The 18,702-nt window shown below is 57.2% G+C and carries 19 protein-coding genes; 9 read left to right on the forward strand and 10 right to left on the reverse strand.

The genetic code is table 11. From position 1 onward, the window contains the following. The 10 genes from ACOJB8_RS39155 to ACOJB8_RS39200 form a co-directional block, all read right to left on the reverse strand. Nucleotides 1-448, reverse strand: a 448-nt coding sequence (locus ACOJB8_RS39155; protein ID WP_475017564.1) for a reverse transcriptase domain-containing protein, incomplete at its 3' end; no start/stop codon positions are given. Nucleotides 449-477: 29 nt separating this feature from the next. Continuing rightward, a complete protein-coding gene (locus ACOJB8_RS39160; protein WP_475017566.1) occupies nucleotides 478-774 on the reverse strand; it encodes a reverse transcriptase N-terminal domain-containing protein in 297 nt (98 codons plus the stop codon). 1,129 nt (nucleotides 775-1,903) lie between these two features. Beyond that, complete coding sequence (locus tag ACOJB8_RS39165) at nucleotides 1,904-3,058, reverse strand: IS110 family RNA-guided transposase (protein ID WP_475017568.1); 1,155 nt, start codon at nucleotides 3,056-3,058, stop codon at nucleotides 1,904-1,906. A 282-nt stretch (nucleotides 3,059-3,340) separates the two neighbouring features. Next, a complete protein-coding gene (locus ACOJB8_RS39170) occupies nucleotides 3,341-4,195 on the reverse strand; it encodes an ABC transporter permease (RefSeq protein WP_475017569.1) in 855 nt (284 codons plus the stop codon). A gap of 2 nt (nucleotides 4,196-4,197) precedes the next feature. Further along, nucleotides 4,198-5,466: an ABC transporter permease gene (locus tag ACOJB8_RS39175; RefSeq protein ID WP_475017571.1), complete on the reverse strand. Its 1,269-nt coding sequence runs from the start codon at nucleotides 5,464-5,466 to the stop codon at nucleotides 4,198-4,200. Then, nucleotides 5,463-6,617, reverse strand: coding sequence for an ABC transporter ATP-binding protein (locus ACOJB8_RS39180; protein ID WP_475017573.1), 1,155 nt, complete (start codon nucleotides 6,615-6,617; stop codon nucleotides 5,463-5,465). The genes ACOJB8_RS39175 and ACOJB8_RS39180 overlap by 4 nt, the downstream gene beginning before the upstream one ends. A gap of 17 nt (nucleotides 6,618-6,634) precedes the next feature. Further along, nucleotides 6,635-7,717 carry an ABC transporter substrate-binding protein gene (locus ACOJB8_RS39185; RefSeq protein ID WP_475017575.1) on the reverse strand — a complete coding sequence of 361 codons (1,083 nt, stop codon included), beginning with the start codon at nucleotides 7,715-7,717 and terminating at the stop codon, nucleotides 6,635-6,637. Nucleotides 7,718-7,767: 50 nt separating this feature from the next. Continuing rightward, a complete protein-coding gene (locus tag ACOJB8_RS39190; protein WP_475017577.1) occupies nucleotides 7,768-9,111 on the reverse strand; it encodes an amidase in 1,344 nt (447 codons plus the stop codon). Continuing rightward, nucleotides 9,108-9,317, reverse strand: a complete 210-nt coding sequence (locus ACOJB8_RS39195) for a hypothetical protein (RefSeq protein ID WP_141710933.1) — start codon at nucleotides 9,315-9,317, stop codon at nucleotides 9,108-9,110. The genes ACOJB8_RS39190 and ACOJB8_RS39195 overlap by 4 nt, the downstream gene beginning before the upstream one ends. 4 nt (nucleotides 9,318-9,321) lie before the next feature. Next, nucleotides 9,322-10,464 carry a M24 family metallopeptidase gene (locus ACOJB8_RS39200; RefSeq protein ID WP_475017579.1) on the reverse strand — a complete coding sequence of 381 codons (1,143 nt, stop codon included), beginning with the start codon at nucleotides 10,462-10,464 and terminating at the stop codon, nucleotides 9,322-9,324. Nucleotides 10,465-10,839: 375 nt separating this feature from the next. On the opposite strand from ACOJB8_RS39200, the gene ACOJB8_RS39205 reads away from it, so the two are divergent. From ACOJB8_RS39205 to ACOJB8_RS39245, 9 genes are all read left to right on the forward strand, one after another. Then, nucleotides 10,840-11,544, forward strand: a complete 705-nt coding sequence (locus ACOJB8_RS39205; RefSeq protein ID WP_083245693.1) for a GntR family transcriptional regulator — start codon at nucleotides 10,840-10,842, stop codon at nucleotides 11,542-11,544. A gap of 75 nt (nucleotides 11,545-11,619) precedes the next feature. Further along, nucleotides 11,620-12,372 (forward strand): maleate cis-trans isomerase family protein, encoded by a 753-nt coding sequence (locus ACOJB8_RS39210; RefSeq protein ID WP_475017581.1) that lies wholly within the window; start codon nucleotides 11,620-11,622, stop codon nucleotides 12,370-12,372. A gap of 112 nt (nucleotides 12,373-12,484) precedes the next feature. Further along, a complete protein-coding gene (locus ACOJB8_RS39215; protein WP_069269095.1) occupies nucleotides 12,485-13,486 on the forward strand; it encodes a LysR family transcriptional regulator in 1,002 nt (333 codons plus the stop codon). Further along, nucleotides 13,479-14,273: an N-formylglutamate deformylase gene (gene hutG, locus ACOJB8_RS39220; protein ID WP_475017583.1), complete on the forward strand. Its 795-nt coding sequence runs from the start codon at nucleotides 13,479-13,481 to the stop codon at nucleotides 14,271-14,273. The genes ACOJB8_RS39215 and hutG overlap by 8 nt, the downstream gene beginning before the upstream one ends. Nucleotides 14,274-14,341: 68 nt before the next feature. After that, complete coding sequence (locus ACOJB8_RS39225) at nucleotides 14,342-14,569, forward strand: GntR family transcriptional regulator (protein ID WP_256095079.1); 228 nt, start codon at nucleotides 14,342-14,344, stop codon at nucleotides 14,567-14,569. A gap of 77 nt (nucleotides 14,570-14,646) precedes the next feature. Further along, nucleotides 14,647-15,090: a UTRA domain-containing protein gene (locus ACOJB8_RS39230; RefSeq protein ID WP_475017586.1), complete on the forward strand. Its 444-nt coding sequence runs from the start codon at nucleotides 14,647-14,649 to the stop codon at nucleotides 15,088-15,090. 753 nt (nucleotides 15,091-15,843) lie between these two features. Continuing rightward, on the forward strand, nucleotides 15,844-16,179 hold the full coding sequence (locus ACOJB8_RS39235) for a helix-turn-helix domain-containing protein (RefSeq protein ID WP_475017588.1): 336 nt from the start codon (nucleotides 15,844-15,846) through the stop codon (nucleotides 16,177-16,179). Between the two features lie 286 nt (nucleotides 16,180-16,465). Further along, complete coding sequence (locus ACOJB8_RS39240; RefSeq protein ID WP_475017590.1) at nucleotides 16,466-17,350, forward strand: recombinase family protein; 885 nt, start codon at nucleotides 16,466-16,468, stop codon at nucleotides 17,348-17,350. Nucleotides 17,351-17,619: 269 nt separating this feature from the next. Further along, nucleotides 17,620-18,564, forward strand: a complete 945-nt coding sequence (locus ACOJB8_RS39245; protein ID WP_475017592.1) for a hypothetical protein — start codon at nucleotides 17,620-17,622, stop codon at nucleotides 18,562-18,564. Nucleotides 18,565-18,702 lie beyond the last annotated feature (138 nt).

The following is an 18,702-nucleotide window of genomic DNA, read 5'->3' on the forward strand; positions in this document are numbered from 1 at the left end:
CATAGACTGCTGCCTCAAGCCCATCCAACGCCATATTCGCGATCACCGGCGAGATGATTCCCCCTTGCGGGCTACCCGCCGACGTCTCGAACAAGGTTCCCTCATCGATATATCCGGCCTGAAGCCACCGCCGCAGGATAGCCTTGTCCATCGGTACGTGCTCCAGGATCCAGGCGTGACTGAAGTTGTCGAAACAACCTCGGATGTCACCTTCCAGAACCCACTCTGGCGAAGCTCGCTTCGCCAGAGTGATGAAGCATTGTTCGATGGCATCGGCCGTCGAGCGTTCGGGCCGGAATCCATAGGAATTCGGGTCCGCCAGTGTTTCCGCCACCGGCTCCAAAGCGAGCTTCCATAACGCCTGCATCGCCCGGCACCGCATACAGGGAATTCCCAGCGGACGCTTCTTGCCGTTACTCTTGGGAATGTAAACGCGTCTCAGCGGCATCGCACGATAACCGTGATGTCGAAGCGACCTCATTCCGTTCCATCTGGCCGCCGGAGATGACCATATCCTGCCGTCCCCCCCGGCGTTCTCTTACCGCGATTCTCCGTCACCCGCTTCACGGCCAACATTTTGCCGCTATGCGAGCGGGTCAGCAGGCGTTGCAGTGCTTTCACCTTGCCCCATCGGCCTTCCCGGGTTGCTTTGGCGATACGCACCTGAAGTCGTTTCACATCTGCCTCAATGCGTGACCAGTTCACCAGATCCCACATTTGGGCAGAGCGCGAGGGCGCACCGGCGCTGGTCGCTTTCGCGCCGGTCGCCGTCATCTGCCTTCCCTCGTATAACGATTGGTCAAGGTTCCCTCGCCATGAATGACCGCGCGGAAGTCTGCCCGCTTTCGCGTCGGACGATGTCTCAGCCCGTATCCCGTCCATTACAGCCGGGCATTTGCTTTCTCCGCATTCCTTTACCCACAGTACCAACAGCGTTCCTTGCGGTTCGCCTGCCGTTGCCGGCGGTACTATGGGCTTACCCTGTTCCGCATGAATTTCCGAGCGGGGCGGACCCTTCTGCTTCGCCGGCGGTGGTTCTGTCCATGATGGTCCAGTATTCGGAGACAATTCCTCACCGCGTACCGTTTTGGTTCAAGCCTCTCAGCACATTTGGCTTGTTCAAGATCACGACATTAAACTGAAGTTCACATATGTTGGTCGTACCCGCTAATCCCTTGCTCCTCTCCGCCTTTGTGCTGGCAGATTCCGCTCTGCCTCGCGGCTCGGCGTACCGGATAACCGGCGGCTACGTTGTCCCCGAAGCTTCATACCGAGCTGTTACCGGCTCCGCATGTCCGGGTAGGGAACGGTTGATGGAACAACCGGTTTCGTCAGGTCATACCTGCTCCTGTGAAACAGAAACTCACGCGACTTGCAGGTCGCACAAACACGTTCTTGGCAATGTCGATCCCAACGGTGACAATTGGCATGGACTTCCCCTCCTGTTGGCGTTGATGTAGTTCGACACTCCATCATGGCACTTCGATGCCGACTCGCGGCTTCCGCCGCAGCCTCGGGACGGGGAAGTCCCTTCTATGAGCATCCGTTTGTCAAGCTGCTGAGCAGATTGACAAACGGTCCGGCCTCCAATGTTTGGAATTGCATATCATGTGGGTAACGAGTTATCGATGGTAGAGCAAGCTAACCGTGCATGACGAATCTGAGGCTGATCAATCGCGCTCGTGAGACCTTAGTCTGCACTCACCTTCTATCCGCTGGCCCGCTGTGTGACCAGCCTCATCCTGCATGCGCGCTTCGCCCAGATTTCTCCGGGGCACGCGTCCCATCTTTCAATCGGTTACCACACAGATAACCAGGGACTTCCACGGACGCGTACACTTCAGATCCTTTATGCTGGCGTAGCCGGCTAACCAGTTACTGCGTTTCGTCTAATGTGTGCGAGCTATGCCGACTTGAGCTGGGCACCTTCTGGCAGGACGCCGTCCTTCAGATAACGCCACAGGGCAATCGCGAGTCGGCGCGCGACTGCTACGATCGCAACCCGCCGAATTCGGCGACTCGAGGACATAGCCTGCGTTCGCTGATAAAACCAATTGGTGAGCGCACTGTCGGGTTGATATCGCAACCACGACCACGCTATCTCGATCAGCAACGCGCGCACCCGTCGATTACCCTGTTTGCTGATTCCCTGATCTACCTGACTGTCGCCACTATCGTACGGTTGTGGCACAAGTCCCACGCAGGCGCCGACTTGGCGACGATTATCGAAGGATCTCCAGAACAGTTCGAGCGCGAGTCGTTGGGCACCGACCCGACCAATGCCCTTGAGGTTGGTGAGATGTTCTACGCGGCTGGATGCTGCCGCAGGCAAACTGCCATGTAACGCGGTCTCAAGGGCTGCAAATTGCCGCTCGACGAATGCTAGGCGCTCGCACTCACGCAAAAGCCGTTGGCTCAGTTCCGGCGGCAGAGGTGTGCCGTCGTGGCACCGCACCTCATTTCCAGCGAGCCGGCTGGCGAAGCCCTTGTGCTCGACGTTCTCCCAGCAGCCGAGTGTGGCCAGCAGTTTGCGCATGCGATCGCGGTGTTGTAGCACCTCTTTTTGCAACTGGGCCCTGTCACGCATCAGATGACGGGACGCTTCGTCTTGGGGCGACGGTACTCGAACTACGCGCATGCGGTCGCGCTCGCCGCGCAGCCATGCGCGCAGGTTGATCACCAGCTTGATTGCATCGAGCCGGTCGGTCTTCGCGCGCCTCTTATGGCGCTCAACAGGGATGCTCGCGGGATCGACCACATAACATTCGATCCCGCGAGCCCGCAGCGTGCGATAGATCCAGAACGCATCCGGGCCGGCTTCATAGCTGACGACGACGCGCGCATCCGGCGCCAGAATCCTCTTGGCTTTATGCCGCTCGATGAGGTCCAGCACGGCCTGCAGCCGCCCCGCAGCGTCACGGTCCGTCGCAGTATGCACAGCTGGTCGGCTACGCTGCCCGTCGTGTAGCGCCACCTTCCATTTGGCCGCGGCAAGCTCGAGCGTCACCGCAAGCACGATTGGGTCTGTAACCATTGTGTATGCTGGTTCTGCGTGCATGATTCTCTCCTATGAGCCTGGGTCGACGCACAGATTTTAGGCGCCGACTAGGTCGTCCAGGCAGCCATGCTTCATAGGATCTTTCATTCGGATAGGTTCACAATTTCTGCTGCGCGCCGTATCACATCGGCAGCCGGTTCTGCCCTTTCCCCTCCGAGCGAATCCCACCCTGGTCCGACCTTGTCAGGGGGGACGTCCGAGCCGACGTGTGGTAGCACGACCAGCAGGGGCGAGGCGCCCTGCCGGATGCCATAAGAGTTGCTCGAGCATCCCGCGATGCGGTCAGGAAGCGCGACGGACATGTGCGGCCCTTTTCCGCAGCGCGCCCATCGACCACATGAGGATGAGCGAGAGCGCAATCCAGAGCGTGGCAGCAGCCAGAATTGCCGGGCTAATCTGCTCCCGAAGTCCCGACCACATCTGCCGCGGCAACGTGAAATACTGTGGACTCGGGAGCAGGAAGAGAGCGAAAACCACCTCGTCAAACGATGTGATGAACGCCAGGACAGCGCCGGCCGACACGCCCGGCATGATGAGCGGCAGCGTTACTCTGCGAAACACCATCCAGGGAGGTGCTCCCATGATTGCGCCTGCCCGTTCAAACGAGCGGTCCAGTCCGCTGACTGAAGCAAGAACGGTAACCACGACGAACGGAATGCCTAGCGCAGTGTGGGCCGCAATCAGACCCCACAAGTTGTCGACGAGCCCAACCTTCGCAAATACGAAGTAGGTTCCCGCGCCTGTGACAATCGTTGGCACGACCATCGGCGCAAGAATGAAGCTCATCAATAGTGACCTACCAGGCAACAGTCGCTGCCTCAGCCCGAGCGCGGCAGCTGTGCCGATCGACGCGGCGAGAATGGTTGTGGCAACACCCACGATCAGGCTGTTTTTGACCGAGAGCAGCCACCGTGGATTGTCAAAAAATGACTCATACCACCGAAGCGACCAGGCATCAGCATGCAAATGCAACATCGCTCGGGAGAAGGTGAAGTACGGTTCTGCGTTGAACGAGAGCGGGATGATCACGAGGACCGGCGCGACGAGGAAGAAGAGAATCGCTGCGCAGATCACGACGAAGAGCACGCTCCATCCCTTTTCAACGGGAGAACGAAACGGCTGACTATGGACGTTCATGCTTACCCCATCTTAAGGTTTTCAGCGCCAACCAGGCGGTTATACACAAAGTAGAGTGCGAGAACGACAACAAGAAGCACAATGCTGAGCGCCGCCGCCAAGCCCCAGTTCAGCGAGGCCTGGATGTTGAAAGCGATCATGTTCGAAATCATCTGCCCAGACTGGCCGCCAACGAGCGCAGGCGTGATGTAATAACCTAGCGCGAGGATCAGCACCAAAAGACCACCGGCACCCACTCCTGGCAGCGTAATCGGGAAATATACCTTCCAGAACGAACTGAAACGCCCAGCTCCGAGAGATTGGGCAGCTCGCATGTAGCTAGGTGGAACAGCAACCATCACGCTGTACAGTGGCAGAATGAAAAACGGCAACAGGATATGCGTCATGGCGATCAGTGTGCCGGTCAGGTTATAAATCAGCATGACGCGGTTATTGTCATAGACCACTCCGGCCAGGACGAGAAGATCGTTGACCACCCCATGCGACTGCAGCATCACCATCCATGCAGTGATGCGAACAAGCATCGATGTCCAGAAAGGCACCAACACCAGAATCATCAATTTGTTGGCGGTCGACTTTGAGCTTGTTGCCATGAGGTACGCAATCGGATACCCCATCACAGCGCACAACGCGGTCACGGCAATGGCAACCCAGAACGTCTTGAGGTAGAGCGAGCGATAGACCTGGCTGTCTTCCCGTTGCGATACGATGCTACCCTGCTGATCTCGTCGGAAATCGAGCGCCGCGAGGTAGTTATCGAAGGTGAAGGGTCGTGTTGCGCGCGCAAGCATCGGTAGCAGACCGGGATCGCTCCAGACCGGATCAACGCTCGCGAACCACTGCTCAGTCGGCGCTTCTTCGGCCGCAGCAGCGCGCCGCGCAGTACGTTCAACAGTCGATCGTAGCCCGAAGCGCTCGGAATTCAGTCGGCTCGCAACCATGCCAATATTGCCATTCTCTTTTGCCGTCACGAGATCATGTGCCAGCCCTTTCCACACGTCGCCCGCACCATCCTTCGACCCTTTATCTAGCGCCTGCGCCGTAGCCGGAAGAAGATCACGAAGCGTTGAATCGTAAATGCTGACCTCAAACATCTTCGCGATCGGCACAATAAAGGCCAGCAGCAAAAACACGATCACCGGCAAGACAAGCAGGAACGATCTTCGTGTCTCACCGCGCCTCGCCCTGTGGACGCGGCTCTTCAACGTGCCGCCCCATTGTTCCTGGCAGGCGTCGTCAGCGCTATTCTCAGCCATTGTTACTGGGCTCATCTCGGTCCTCCCGCAGCCAGCAACGCACGGCTATCAGCCGAGCGCCAGCCAATTGCAAGCGTCTGTCCGGAGCGCAGCGATCCGAGACTTGAGGTGTTCGCGACTTTCACTGAGATTTCGTTGCCACTGGGTATCCTGCATGTAAGCCGGACGTGGTCACCGAAGTAAGTTGAATCGATAATTTCGGAGTCCACCTGGTTTTCGAGAGCGGCTCCCTGCGAGGCTATTGCTACCCGCTCCGGACGCAACACTAGGGACACGCGCGACCCGGAGGCAATCGGTTTTTCGGTCAGTGCCTCGAAATGACACTCTCCATGAGTAACCTTCGCGCGATAGTCGCCGTCTGACGACGCATAGCATTCGCGAACAACGCCGTCCAGCAAATTGTTGTCACCCACGAACCGTGACACAAACTCCGTGTTAGGCGATTCATAGATCTCGGACGGCGGCCCGATCTGTTCGATCATTCCATTGTTGAAGATCGCTACCCGGTCAGACATGGCGAGCGCTTCGTCCTGATCATGCGTCACATAGACGACCGTCACACCAAGCATCTTGTGGAGATGCTTGATTTCCGTCTGCATGTGCTCGCGAAGTTGCTTGTCCAGCGCGCCGAGCGGTTCGTCCATCAACACCAGAGAAGGCTCGAAAACCAGTGCGCGGGCAAGGGCGATCCGCTGTTGTTGTCCGCCAGAGAGCTGAGCCGGCCGCCGAGACGCGAAGTCTTGCATCTTCACCATTTCCAGCGCATTTGCTACCTTCCTGACAATTTCATCCTTTGGAATCTTTCTCGCCGCAAGCGGAAACGCCACGTTCTCAGCGATCGACATATGGGGGAACAAGGCATAGTTCTGAAAGACCATGCCAATGCCCCGTTTATGCGGCGGCGTTGTTGTCAGATTCACGCCGTCGATGCTAATCGTCCCGGCAGTCGGGGCCTCAAAACCCGCGAGCATCATGAGGGTGGTCGTTTTGCCCGATCCCGACGGCCCCAGTAACGTGAGAAATTCGCCTCGCCTGACCGCAAGGGAGAGTGATTTCACGACGTGAGTGTTCCCGTCGTAGCTCTTTTCGACCTGCGAGAATACGACGTGGTCACCGTCAGCCGCTTTCGGACTACCTTTAGTACGCTGCTGGTAAACGTTTAGCATTTGCGTTACCTTGATCCTTAGCGGGCCATCCAGGCGGCCCAGCGCCGGTTGATTTCGTCCTGCTCTTCATTCCAGAACCCGGTATCGTTCGCGAGGCCGACCTTCAGGTTGGCCGGAGACGTCGGCAGGTTATCACGCAGGGACGCATCCACAAGTGCAAGTGCCGAGTGGCGCGCGGGTGCGTAGCTGATGAATTTGGTCTGGATCGCAAGCTGGGGCGCCGATGTTGCGTATCGGATGAAATCAAGTGCAGCCGCCTTATTCTTGCTCGCCTTCGAAATCGCAAATACATCGCCGTTGATGATCTGGCCTTGCCAGATGATTCCGAACGGCTTTTTGTCTTTGGTAATAGCGTCGGTGAATCGGCCATTGCCGCCTTCGGTCATCGCAACTTCACCATCGGCGAGCAGCTGAACTGATTGCGCCTGCGCTCCCCAAAAGATCGCGTTTGACTTGATCGTGTCGAGTTTCCTGAAAGCGCGGTCAAGCCCATCTGGCGTTCGCAGAGTCTGGTAGACCTTATCGCGAGGTACGCCATCGGCCATCAGAGCCCATTCCAGATTGCCGTTCGGCTTGTTGCTCAAACCCCGCTTTCCCGGGAACTTCTTCAGATCGAAGAAGTCAGCGATTGTCGTCGGCTGGGCGCCGGCAAATTTCCGTTTGTCGAACGCAATTACGTTTGACCAGAGAATGGTCCCCACGCCACAGTCCATCAACGAGCCGTTCACGAAGTCGGTGGAGGCGGGTTTTCCGTCCGGCGACGGCGCAAGCGAGCTTGCCTTGATCGGATCGATCAAACCCTCGTCGCAGGCACGGGCAGCATCCTGGAACTCAAGATCGATCACGTCCCAGGCTCCGGAGTTAGCCTGCACCTGTGAGCGAAGCTCCGCGAGACCGCCGTTGTAATCCGCCGACAGAATCTTTGTGCCGGTTTTGGCAGTGTAAGGCTCAAAAAAAGCCTTGGCCTGACTGGCACTGTATGCACCTCCAAAAGAGGCGACAACCAGTTGTTGAGCATGTGCCGATGCAGCTGGCAGAACTGCACCCAGCACCACAAACAGGCACGCACGCGCTTGCTTCGATGTGTTTCGGAGTTTCATATTTACCTCTCGATGTCACGTTAAGGTTATTTTTACGACCAATAAGGCGTTCAAATCCGCGCGAGTTCTTTCTCCAGGCGCCGGGCTAGCTGAAGAACCCACTTGTCCGCTCCCGCAGCACCAACGAGTTGCACACTCACTGGAAGCCCCTTGTCGTCCGCCCCGGCAGGCAGCGCAATCGCGGGCGCTCCGACGAGGTTGAAAAACGAGGTGTAAAGTGTTAGTGCGTTCCCGATTGGATATAGCTGGTCACCAATTGGAACTCGGTTGCTCCCAGTCTCGGGAGCCACGATCGGACAGGTCGGCGTGAGAATTAAATCGACGTCGTCAAACTGACGTGAAAATGTGCCTCGATACTCAGTCAGCAGCCTTTGACATTGAACGTAACTCTCGGCAGGCAACTGCTGGCCTAATACAAAACCACTCCTGACGTCGGCGCCGTACTTGTCAACCGATGCACCTATCAATGGCGAGTGATACGCCAGCGCTTCGGCGAGCTGGATCGTGAGCGATACAGTTCGGGATTCGGCCGCATCGGGCAACTCAATTTCATGAAAAGTGGCCCCCAATCCCCGCAAAGCGGCTATGGCAGACTTGTAGCCCGCTCTGACCGAAGGTTCGAGAACAAGGGCCGCCTCTGGCAGAACGCCAACCCTAAGAGATCTTTCTGAATTGACTGGCTCGAATACATTGAGGTCGGTCAGCCATCCAGTGACAATGGACACATCATCTGCGCTTGCGGCAATGACGCCCACGTGATCCAGCGTCCAGCAAAACGGGATAACTCCGGTGGAGTCGAACAATCCAAAAGATGGTTTGAATCCCGTCACCCCACATAGCGCGGCGGGAACGCGCACCGAGCCGCCGGTGTCGGTGCCCAGGGCAAATGGCACAATGCCTGCGGCCACAGCCGCAGCCGATCCTCCGCTGGACCCCCCAGCCAGACGGCGCCGGTCCCATGGGTTAACCGTAGTGCCAGTGAACTGGTTCTCGCCAGTTGCGCCATAGGCAAACTCATGCATGTTTGCTTTGCCTACCAGGACAGCGCCCGCGTCTGCAAGCTTCCGAACCGCTACGGAATCCTCCTTTGGATAATGTTCCGCATAGACTCTGCTCCCCGCCGTCGTCCGGATCCCCGCCGTGTTGAAAACGTCCTTTGCGACGTATGGAACGCCATCTAGCAAACCGCGAGGCTGGCCGCGGCGGCGTCGATCATCCGCCGCCGCCGCTTGTGCCCGACCACATTCACTTGTCAACGTTATCAGGCTTTTCAGCCATGAATTGGTCGCCTCCGCGAGTGCCAGACTATGCGCGACGATCTCCGAGGACGTAGCATCGCCGATCGCAAGCGCGTGCGACATGTCTCTGAGGTTTGTGCCTCGCACCTGTGTCATGATCGCGCACCATCGGCCCACGGCGGCGCCACATCGCCGAGATCCTTTGCTCGAATCGCCGCGAGTCGCCCCACGAGACTGGACAGATCCGACACGACACCGAACCGCGGATCCACCAACTCAGAGAGGTCTTCTGCCGTCCAGCGACCACCGAAGAGTTCGCGGTTCACTGCGATAAGGGTTTTTAGAGAAATTGCATCAGCCATGTTTTCACACCACCGCGAGCTTGCGCGGATAGTCGGTCAGGTACTCGAAGCCGTCCGTCGTGACAACGATCGAATCACCAACTCGCCCACCAAACTCACCCTCAATCGTGATGCCGCCATCGACAGCGAACGTCATGCCGGCCTCAAGCGTGCGCTCCTCACCGCGCTTAAGTTCCGGCGTTTCGAGGAACGAATAACCGATCGAACGTCCCGTGCGGTATCCCGCCGCGAAACCAGCGTCCCTGTACACTTGCTCAGCAGCTGCATTCACATCCTCGCAGCGCACCCCAGGCTTGATCTGCGTGAGCGCTGCCTGCTGTGCCGCCACGGCCGCTTCGTAGACGCGAGCCTGCTCGTCAGTCACGGAACCGACGAAGAATTCGCGGTCAAACCCGAGCTTGTAGTTCTTGAAGTTGGCGATACCACAGAAACACAAGTACACGGGATCGCCCCGCTTGAGCCTGCGAACCGAGGATCGGCGATGCACAAGGCAGACATCGCGGCCAGACTGGAGGATCTGGAGGTTATAGATCGTGGGTGATACAAACCGGTCTGTATGTTCGTCGAGGAATGACGCCGCCTTGCGCGTTCCGCCGGCGATTACAGCGAGTGCGATTTCATACTCGGGGACGCCTTCCCGGACCACTTCCTTAGCTGCTTCCACCATGGCAACCGCCACCTGCCCAGCCTGCTTCATGGTGGCGATTTCACTCGAAGTCTTGATCGTCCGCAGATCGAAGATGATCTGACCAACATCGACGATACGGTCCGCGTCGACAGGCAATGCACCTGACACGAGCGGTGGCATTTTCGCGTGCTCGACGCCGAGGCGCTTGACCTTCGCAGCAGCAAGCACTTCGCGCAACGGCTTGCGCCACTCGTCATCGATGCCGTCACACCATGGGCGAACATCCTTGATCCACGTCATCAGCGAGCACATCTCCGATTCCATCAGAGGCGTGATCAGTACCGGTTCGCGATCTTGTGCGATGACTAGCAGCGTCGGCCGGCCGAAATCCATCCCAAGGTAACCCCAGAAACCACCGAAATAGGCCACCGCATCGGGGTCGCTGATCAGGGCAACGTCAATATTCGCGGCATGCAGTGCTTCGCGCAATCTGCCTACCCGGCCTTCGTATTCGCTCACTTGTCCTCCGTCTGGTTAGCTGTATGCAGCAAGTACACAGGTCCCACTGTAGGAAGCACAATTTTCGCCGTCAAGTACGTGGTTCACCTAGGATTTTCATGGCATCAAACATGCATAACGACTAGCCTATGGCCATAATATTGTTTGTATTCAATAGTTTAATGAACTACACTCTAGCCACCACGCCTTACCCAGTCGCGCGCTTTCATAAGACAAACTTATTCATCGCCATCAAAGTGTGCCAGGTGGTTTTGCCTCCTGTGTACAGGTTGCATGTAGCCGCGCTTTGTAGCTATCATGGGCATACGCCGCGCTAGTGCGGCACCCACTGGACGCCCTTATGAGCACTTCAATGGCGTCCTGCGAGGAATATCAATGGCACGGGTGGTTAAACAGAAAGGGAAAGCGCCGCGACCGACAACTAAAGCCACGGCACCTCGGGGCCAAACGTCGGACATTTACCTGTCGGTTCGCGATCGCATTTGCAGCCTGCGCTATCCGCCGGGCACCTTGCTCGGGGAAAATGTGCTGGCTGAGGAGTTCGAAGTCAGTCGCACGCCCATTCGTCAGGTGTTGCAGCGACTCGAATATGAAGGATTGGTCGAAACCAAGAATGGCGTCGGGACGCTCGTTAGCGGCGTTGACTTCCGGGAATACAGGGACACGTACAATTTCCGCCTGCGGTTAAGTGAGATGTTGGGGGATTTCTGCTCCCCTCTCGACGCCCCCCCGGCACTTGAGCGCATTGAAGGACTTATTCCCCGGGCCATGGCGTTGTCAAACGGCACCCGAAATTATGACGAATTCTGGTCGATCCTGCATGAGCTCCATTATTCGATCAACGAATTGATCAAAAACAGGGAACTGCGGCAGACGCATGACAGGTGTTATTTCCAGGCGTCACGTGTTTGGTACAACTTCGTCACCGACCTGTGGGAAGAGGAAATTGAATATCTGAACCGCGAACTCGAAGAGTGCTGCCGCGCGTTACGAGCCGCTGATATGCGTGCCCTTGGCCTAGTCCAGCGCAACTACATCTCCTTTGGACTTGCCCGAATTGCACGCTTCATAACCGGTTAGTCGAAAGCATCGTCGCTATTAGGTCTGCCACGCATAGTTCGATCACCATAGATTTCATATAGAGGAGCACACATCGTGAGTAGAGACTCCGTATTTAGAGCCGAATTTGACAATGGCCGACACGATCGTGCCAAGGCCGGTTTCGTACTGCTCGCAACCGAGCAGACGATCGAAGATGACATGTTCACGCTGCTTCCGAAGGGCGTAGGGATCCATTTCACCCGGGTTCCCAACCCCGACAGCATCACGCGGGAATCCCTCGACAACATCGCTGCCAGCCTCGCCGAGTCCGCGGCACGGATTCTTCCCGACGGCAGTCTCGATGTCATCTGCTATGGATGCACATCCGGGAGTCTGGTTGTCGGAGAAAAGAAGGTCTTTGCAGAATTATCGCGCGGCGCTCCAAACGCAAAGACAACCAGTATGGTGACAGCTGTCATTCGGGGGTTGAGGGCAGTTGGCGCCAGACGCATCGTCATTGGGACGCCGTACCTGGACGAAATCAACAAGCTAGAAAAAATCTACCTCGAAAACGAGGGCTTCGAAGTCCTCGCCATCCACGGCCTTCAACTTGAAAAAGACAGCGATATGGTGCGTGTAACGCCCAATAGCATCGTGCAATTGGCGCTGTATCTCGACCGCCCGGACGCCGATGCAATCTTCATCAGCTGCGGGGCGCTCAGATCAATCGAAGTCATCGACGAGATCGAACGATTCACCGGCAAACCTGTCATCACAAGCAATCAAGCGGTCGCTTGGGATGTTATGCGACTTGCCGGAATGGACGACCGCATCAGTGGATTCGGGCAGCTGCTATCCCAGCATTGAAAGAATATGCGAACGAATTGCGGCCCGTGAAGTAACGACGTGACCAAGCCTCTGATGGCTGCCATCGTCACTGAACGCACTCATCGTACAATCTTCGATTCGGCAGTCTCCGATGACTCGACCTCGTCCAACTATCGACCTGCGGGCTCTTGAAGCGTTTGTCGCCGTGTGTGAATCGGGGTCGATGACCGCCGCCGCCAAGCTGCTGCAAGTAAGTCAAAGTGCGATAAGCCAATCGATCGCGTCGCTCGAACGCGAGCAGAGCACAGACCTCTTTGATCGGGAGAGTCGCCCACCCCGACCAAATCTCGCCGGCCGCGCCTTGCTTGAGCTTGCGGGCCCGCTGTTGAAACAGGCACAAGCTGTCAGCAGCAAGCTAAGAGACGTGTCGCGAGGCGAGGCCCTTCCAGTCCGGCTTGGGTGCGTTGACTCCTTCGCCGCAACAGTGGGTCCGGAGTTGATCCGTGCTGTGTCCGGATCGACCCGTCAGATTGAAATGTGGTCCGGGCTCACCCCGGCGCTTTCCGGCCAGATCCACCGGCGCGAAGTGGACGTTGTGGTTTGCACTCAGACCACCATCACCGATACGCGACTGATCGAAGTGCCGCTTTTGTCGGAGGCCTTTCTCGGGGTGGCTTCGCGCCGCTGGTTTGAAAGTCATGGGGGAGAAAAGGCTGATTGGGTGCGGCTCGCTGCCGAGCTTCCGCTGATTCGCTATACAGCTCGTTCGGTAATCGGACAGCAGATTGAGAGGCTGGCTCGACACCTGAACATTGACTGCGCACGTCGTTACGAGTTCGATGCGACGGATCCTTTACTCAGCCTTGTTAGCGCAAATCTTGGATTTGCAATTTCGACACCGCTCTGCCTTTGGCAAGCACGCCACTATCTCGACGATCTGGTCGTGTTCCCACTTCCTAAGAGCAATCTAAGTCGAAGGGAATTCTTTATTTTGCACCGGCGTGGTGAGTGGGACGAATTCGTCGATGAGATCTCGGTACTCACGGGGAACGCTCTTGATGAGCTTATTCGGCCCGCGCTCAAGAAATTGTTACCACAGATGTCTGCAGCCGCACTACGACATTCCAACGTAACGGAAATTCATCGTGACTGAGATATACAAATTGACGCGAGGGAAGGCCCCGCTGCTTATTTCGATCCCACATCTCGGGACACATATCCAAAACGAACTGAGAGAGACATACACCGACGCCGCATTAGCGCTTGCCGACACTGACTGGCACCTCGATCGACTCTATGATTTCGCGCATGAACTCGGGGCTACGGTCCTTAGTGCGAATGTGTCCCGCTACGTCATCGATCTGAACAGGCCGTCTTCGGACGAAAGCCTTTATCCGGGGCAACTGACGACCAGCTTATGTCCCGAGCAGACATTCCGCGGTGAAGCAGTATATCGGGACGGCCATATTCCCTCGACAGATGAAAAAATCTGGCGAGTGAAAGCGCACTGGCAGCCCTATCATGATTGTCTTGCAGAGGAACTTCGTCGGCTTCGTGGAGAGAATCCGCATGTACTCCTGTGGGATGCACATTCGATTGCGAGCGTTCTACCACGCCTGTTCGACGGCAAACTCCCGGACCTTAATATAGGCACACAGGACGGTCGCACTGCTGCCGAATGCGTACTTCGCGCTGCGACCAGTGGCGCCGCGAGAAGCGGATACACCTGGGTCGCCGACGGTCGATTCAAGGGTGGGTTCATCACCCGCCACTATGGTGCCCCGCAAGAGGGTATTCACGCCATCCAGCTTGAGATGAGCCAGAGCACTTACATGGAGGAAGTCGCTCCATTCCGGCTGATCTCGCACCGCGCACGGATGGTTAAGCAGACGTTGAAAACGATGGTCGGAAGCGCGCTCGATGCGATGAATACGTTGTAAAATCGCCCCTCCCACTGAGACGTCGGTCACATCATCGCATTGGCTCGCATCCAGCCCCGCGATCAAGGGTGATCGGTCGTTTTCACATCGCGCATAGTACTGAGGCGGAACTCGATATACAACCGTCGCAATCACTGCATGAGTCAGTACGGGAGGAGCTTCGCCGACGCATTGCGTCCGGTGCATACTCGTTGTCCCCCATTCCTTCGACTGCCATGTTGAGCGAGGAATTTGGCGTCAGTTCAATCACCGTAAAGCGCGCCTTGCGTGGCCTCTTCAAGCGGACGGAGAACTGACCGCAGTTCCCTGGAAAGGAACGTATGTCAAGCGACAACAAAGATTGCTGTGTCAGCTTGACGTGAAGCAGCCTTCGTTGCAAGACACGACCATCCAGGCCGTTTCGGTTACGCGAGAGAAGATATCTGATCCGACAATGAACACACTTGCCCCTCCCGATCACGTTATGCTCTGCATTCGGAAAACGATCTGGACAGATGGCGCGCCGTTCATGTACGACATAACCTATCTTTCGCCTGAGATCGATTATGAGATCGTCGAGGAATTCGGCGAGCGGTTCGTAGTCGATGTACTAAAGACACACTCAATCCACATTCAAAAGACGCACATAGTTACCGATGCAGCACCTGCCGCTGGGGCAGTCGAAGGAATATTTGACGTACCGAACGGATATCCCATGCTTCGCCGCCTGTACAGGATGAAAACGAGCGATCCGGGTATTACCGTCTACGGCGTGGTCCAGGCACCGTTCGATCGACTCGCACACGGTAGACTTCCCGTGAATCATGACTTGCGATAGCGGGGTCCGCTGGACGGGACCGCTGACCACCCCCTGATGTCCGCAAGCACTTCCTCATATTGTGCCGCCTGGGCCGCCGCCCGCTCCTCCGACGCGGCCATTTGCGCTTTCAGTTCCTTAAATGTAGCCATGATCCCCCGACCGTCGAATATGGTCAGCGCGATCTTAGCTCGCTTCGGTTTTGCTCGAGTGATAGCTGCCCCAGAAGGGAAGCGTTTCCAGTCGTCGATCGCGCTTGCCGCTCGCACAAGCAAATCTGGTAAGTAGACCCGGGGATTTGCACCCCGAGTCTCTCGCAGAACCGTACGTGAGGCTCCCCCTTCGTGGGTTCCACTTATAAGGTTTTCCCTTGGCATCACGTGCAGAGTTCCCAAGTTCCATACCCGAGCCAAGACTAGAGTCACGCCACCTAAACATCGGACACCATGTGGCCAATAAGCAGGTTGCCACCACACTGATCCCGGGAGTAACGGGCGCCCCCGGTTTTGATGTCGTCTAAGTTGGTTTCGATGCGTCATCAGCGGTTCACTTTCGTTCGTCTCTCCAACCCATACATGACGTGTTTGATCACGCCTTTTGACCGTAACGTTCACCACCGCAGCGTATCCGACTGAAGCAGCTTACGGCTGTTTGAAGTCAACTCCTGCAAATCGACCTCGGAGGGCCTACCTCCATCGTAAGCGCCTCACGCCGGCCGTTCGCGATGGTTGCGCGCGCGTGGCATGCTGTTGATAGCGCGTTGATTGAGAGCTCGTGGGTAGCTTACAGGAGACGTTGCGTCGCGTTTCTGTTGAGAAGGCCTCCATAACGCAGATCTCCGACGAATATGGTGTTTCGCGGCCAACCTTCTATCAGGCGCGAGCGGACTTCGAGCAAGGAGGAATCGCAGGACTGGTTCCGAGGAAACGAGGGCCGCATGGTCCGCACAAGATCCAGGGTGAGGTGTTGGCGTTCCTCAAGTTACAACACACGCCCGGAGAACCACTTCGGGCGCGCGAACTGGCAAAGCTAGTTCGCAAAGAATTTGGTCTGGATGTACACCCGAGAACGATCGAGCGAGCGTTCGGTGTAAAAAAAACGGTGGAATAGCGGGATGCTGTGCTTGGCCGTCGGCCGTGTCGGCGCCGATCACCGCGCAATACGAGGTGATGCGTTCCGCCGCTCTTGGCCAGGCCTTGCCTGTAGAGGCTCGGCGCGGACTCAGCGTCTTCCTTGCGCGAGGGATGTGGGCGTGGGCACGCATGATGGTTCCGGGGCGTGCACCGCCCGAACCAAATGTTACTCGGTCATCGTCGAACGCTCAGCCCATCGAGCGTCAAGGCTTTATCTACGTACTCGCAGGCATGGCTGTGACGGTCAATGAGCGGAGAACACCGTGAACGCGTCCCTTAAAGTTCAGCCTCACCACCTCGAACGGAGCGCTTACCTCTACGTCCGGCAGTCGTCGATGCGGCAAGTCCTCGAGAACGTCGAGAGCACAAAGCGACAATATGCCCTGCGTGGACGCGCGACGGCGCTCGGCTGGCGTGACGAGCAGATCGTCACTATCGATAGCGACCAAGGGGAGTCTGGAGCATCGGCGTCCTGGCGGGAGGGGTTTCAACGATTGGTCACCGACGTGGGCATGGGTCGCGCAGGCATCGTCATGGGCCTGGAGGTGTCGCGCCTGGCACGAAACAATGCTGACTGGCATCGGCTTCTGGAAATCTGCGCGCTCGCTGATACGCTGATTCTCGACGAAGACGGGATATACGATCCAGCAAGCTTCAATGACCGGCTCCTGCTTGGGCTCAAAGGAACAATGAGTGAAGCGGAGCTTCATGTTCTCAAAGCGCGCTTACGAGGCGGCATTCTGAACAAGGTGAATCGAGGCGAGTATCGGTGCCTGCTACCGACCGGCTTCGTATATGACGACCTTGGCAACGTAGTGCTTGACCCAGATTCCCAGGTCAGAGAGACCATCACATACTTCTTTGAGACGTTCTTGCGAGTCGGCTCTGCCAGCCAGACAGTCAAGGTCTTCAAGAAGGAAGGCCTCCTGTTTCCATCCCGTATGCGCAACGCGAAGTTCCTGGTCTTCCAGCACCTCACCGCGTCGACGGCACTTCGCATGTTGAACAATCCGCGCTACGCAGGCGCTTACGCCTACGGCCGGAGGCACTATCGCAAACTCGCAGACGGGCGGAAAGTGCCGAGAAAGCGTGATCGCAATGACTGGATTGCTTGCATTCCGGATGCCCATCCTGGATACATTACCTAGGAGCAGTATCAACAGAACCTTGCTGTTCTGGAGACGAATGGTCGTGGGTATAAAGTCGCGCGATCATCGCCACCTCGCGAGGGAGCTGCACTTCTCCAGGGACGCGCCATCTGCGGTCGTTGTGGTCGGTATCTCCGGCTCCGGTACGCTACGCGACGCGACGCGAACGACAGGAAGCCCGGTATGTCTGCGATCGAGCACAAGGCGCTCGTGGAGAACCTTGCTGCCAGTCAATTGCCGGAGCGCCGATTGATGAAGCAGTTGGCGCATTGATCGTCGCGTCGATGACTCCGGCTGCCGTTGAGTTGGCATGGGAGATACGCAGGGAAATCGAAGCGCGTCACGATGAAGCCGATCGATTACGCCTGCGCGCTATCGAACGCGCCAAGTTCGATGCAGATCTTGCGCAACGGCGCTTCATGCTGGTCGACCCAAGTAACCGACTGGTCGCCGACACACTCGAGCAAGAATGGAACGACAAGCTGCGCATATTGGCCGACGCGAGAGAACAAAGGGAGCGTAGCCAGCAGCAGGAGCGTCTCATACTCGACGATGCGATCCGCGACCGGCTCATCGCAATGACAGCGGACTTCAAAACACTTTGGCGTGATCCATCGCTGGCGAATCGAGAGCGAAAGCGGCTGCTAGCCTACATCGTCGAGGACGTCACACTGGTCAAACTTCCAGACGAAGGGACAACAAAGATTCACGTTCGCTTCAAGGCCGGCAAGACTGAAACGCTCACGGCGCAGAATCCCAAAACATCTGCACAACAGGTCAAAACCCAGCCAGAGGTCCTCGAGCTCATCGACAAGCTTCTCGATGACCATACATGCTCTCAGATTGCGCAGCTCCTTAATGATCGGGGCATCCGTCCCGGCGGTTGTGTCCGTCCAGGTAAGAGCAACATTCGGTTCGACGCTCTGCGCGTCTCATACGTCGCACAGCGGAACGGACTTCGATCCCGCCGCGACAGACTGCGCGACCGCGGCATGCTCACAAAACTGGAAGCTGCAGCTCGACTCGGCATCCACGAAGCAACACTCACCAGGTGGGTCGAATACGGCCTTGTCAAACGACACGCCTACAACGATTATGCGTTCCTCTACGAAGTCCCGGATTCCCACCCGCCTGTGAAGCACAGCAGCAGATGGGATCGACTCACTGACCGCGCGACAGCGGCGCGAGCGAGCGCGGCATCCAAAACCCCCTAATCCGAGAAAAGGAGTTGTAGTATGAACCCAGCTAGTTCGCCAGGAGCCATAGCCCGTCGTCCGTGGCCCACAGGATCTTGATGAGGTCACCAAGCCCCACGACATTCAACATACCGATCGCGAATGGTTGTAGTCGCA

The sequence above is a fragment of the Paraburkholderia sp. BR10141 genome, assembly GCF_056155635.1.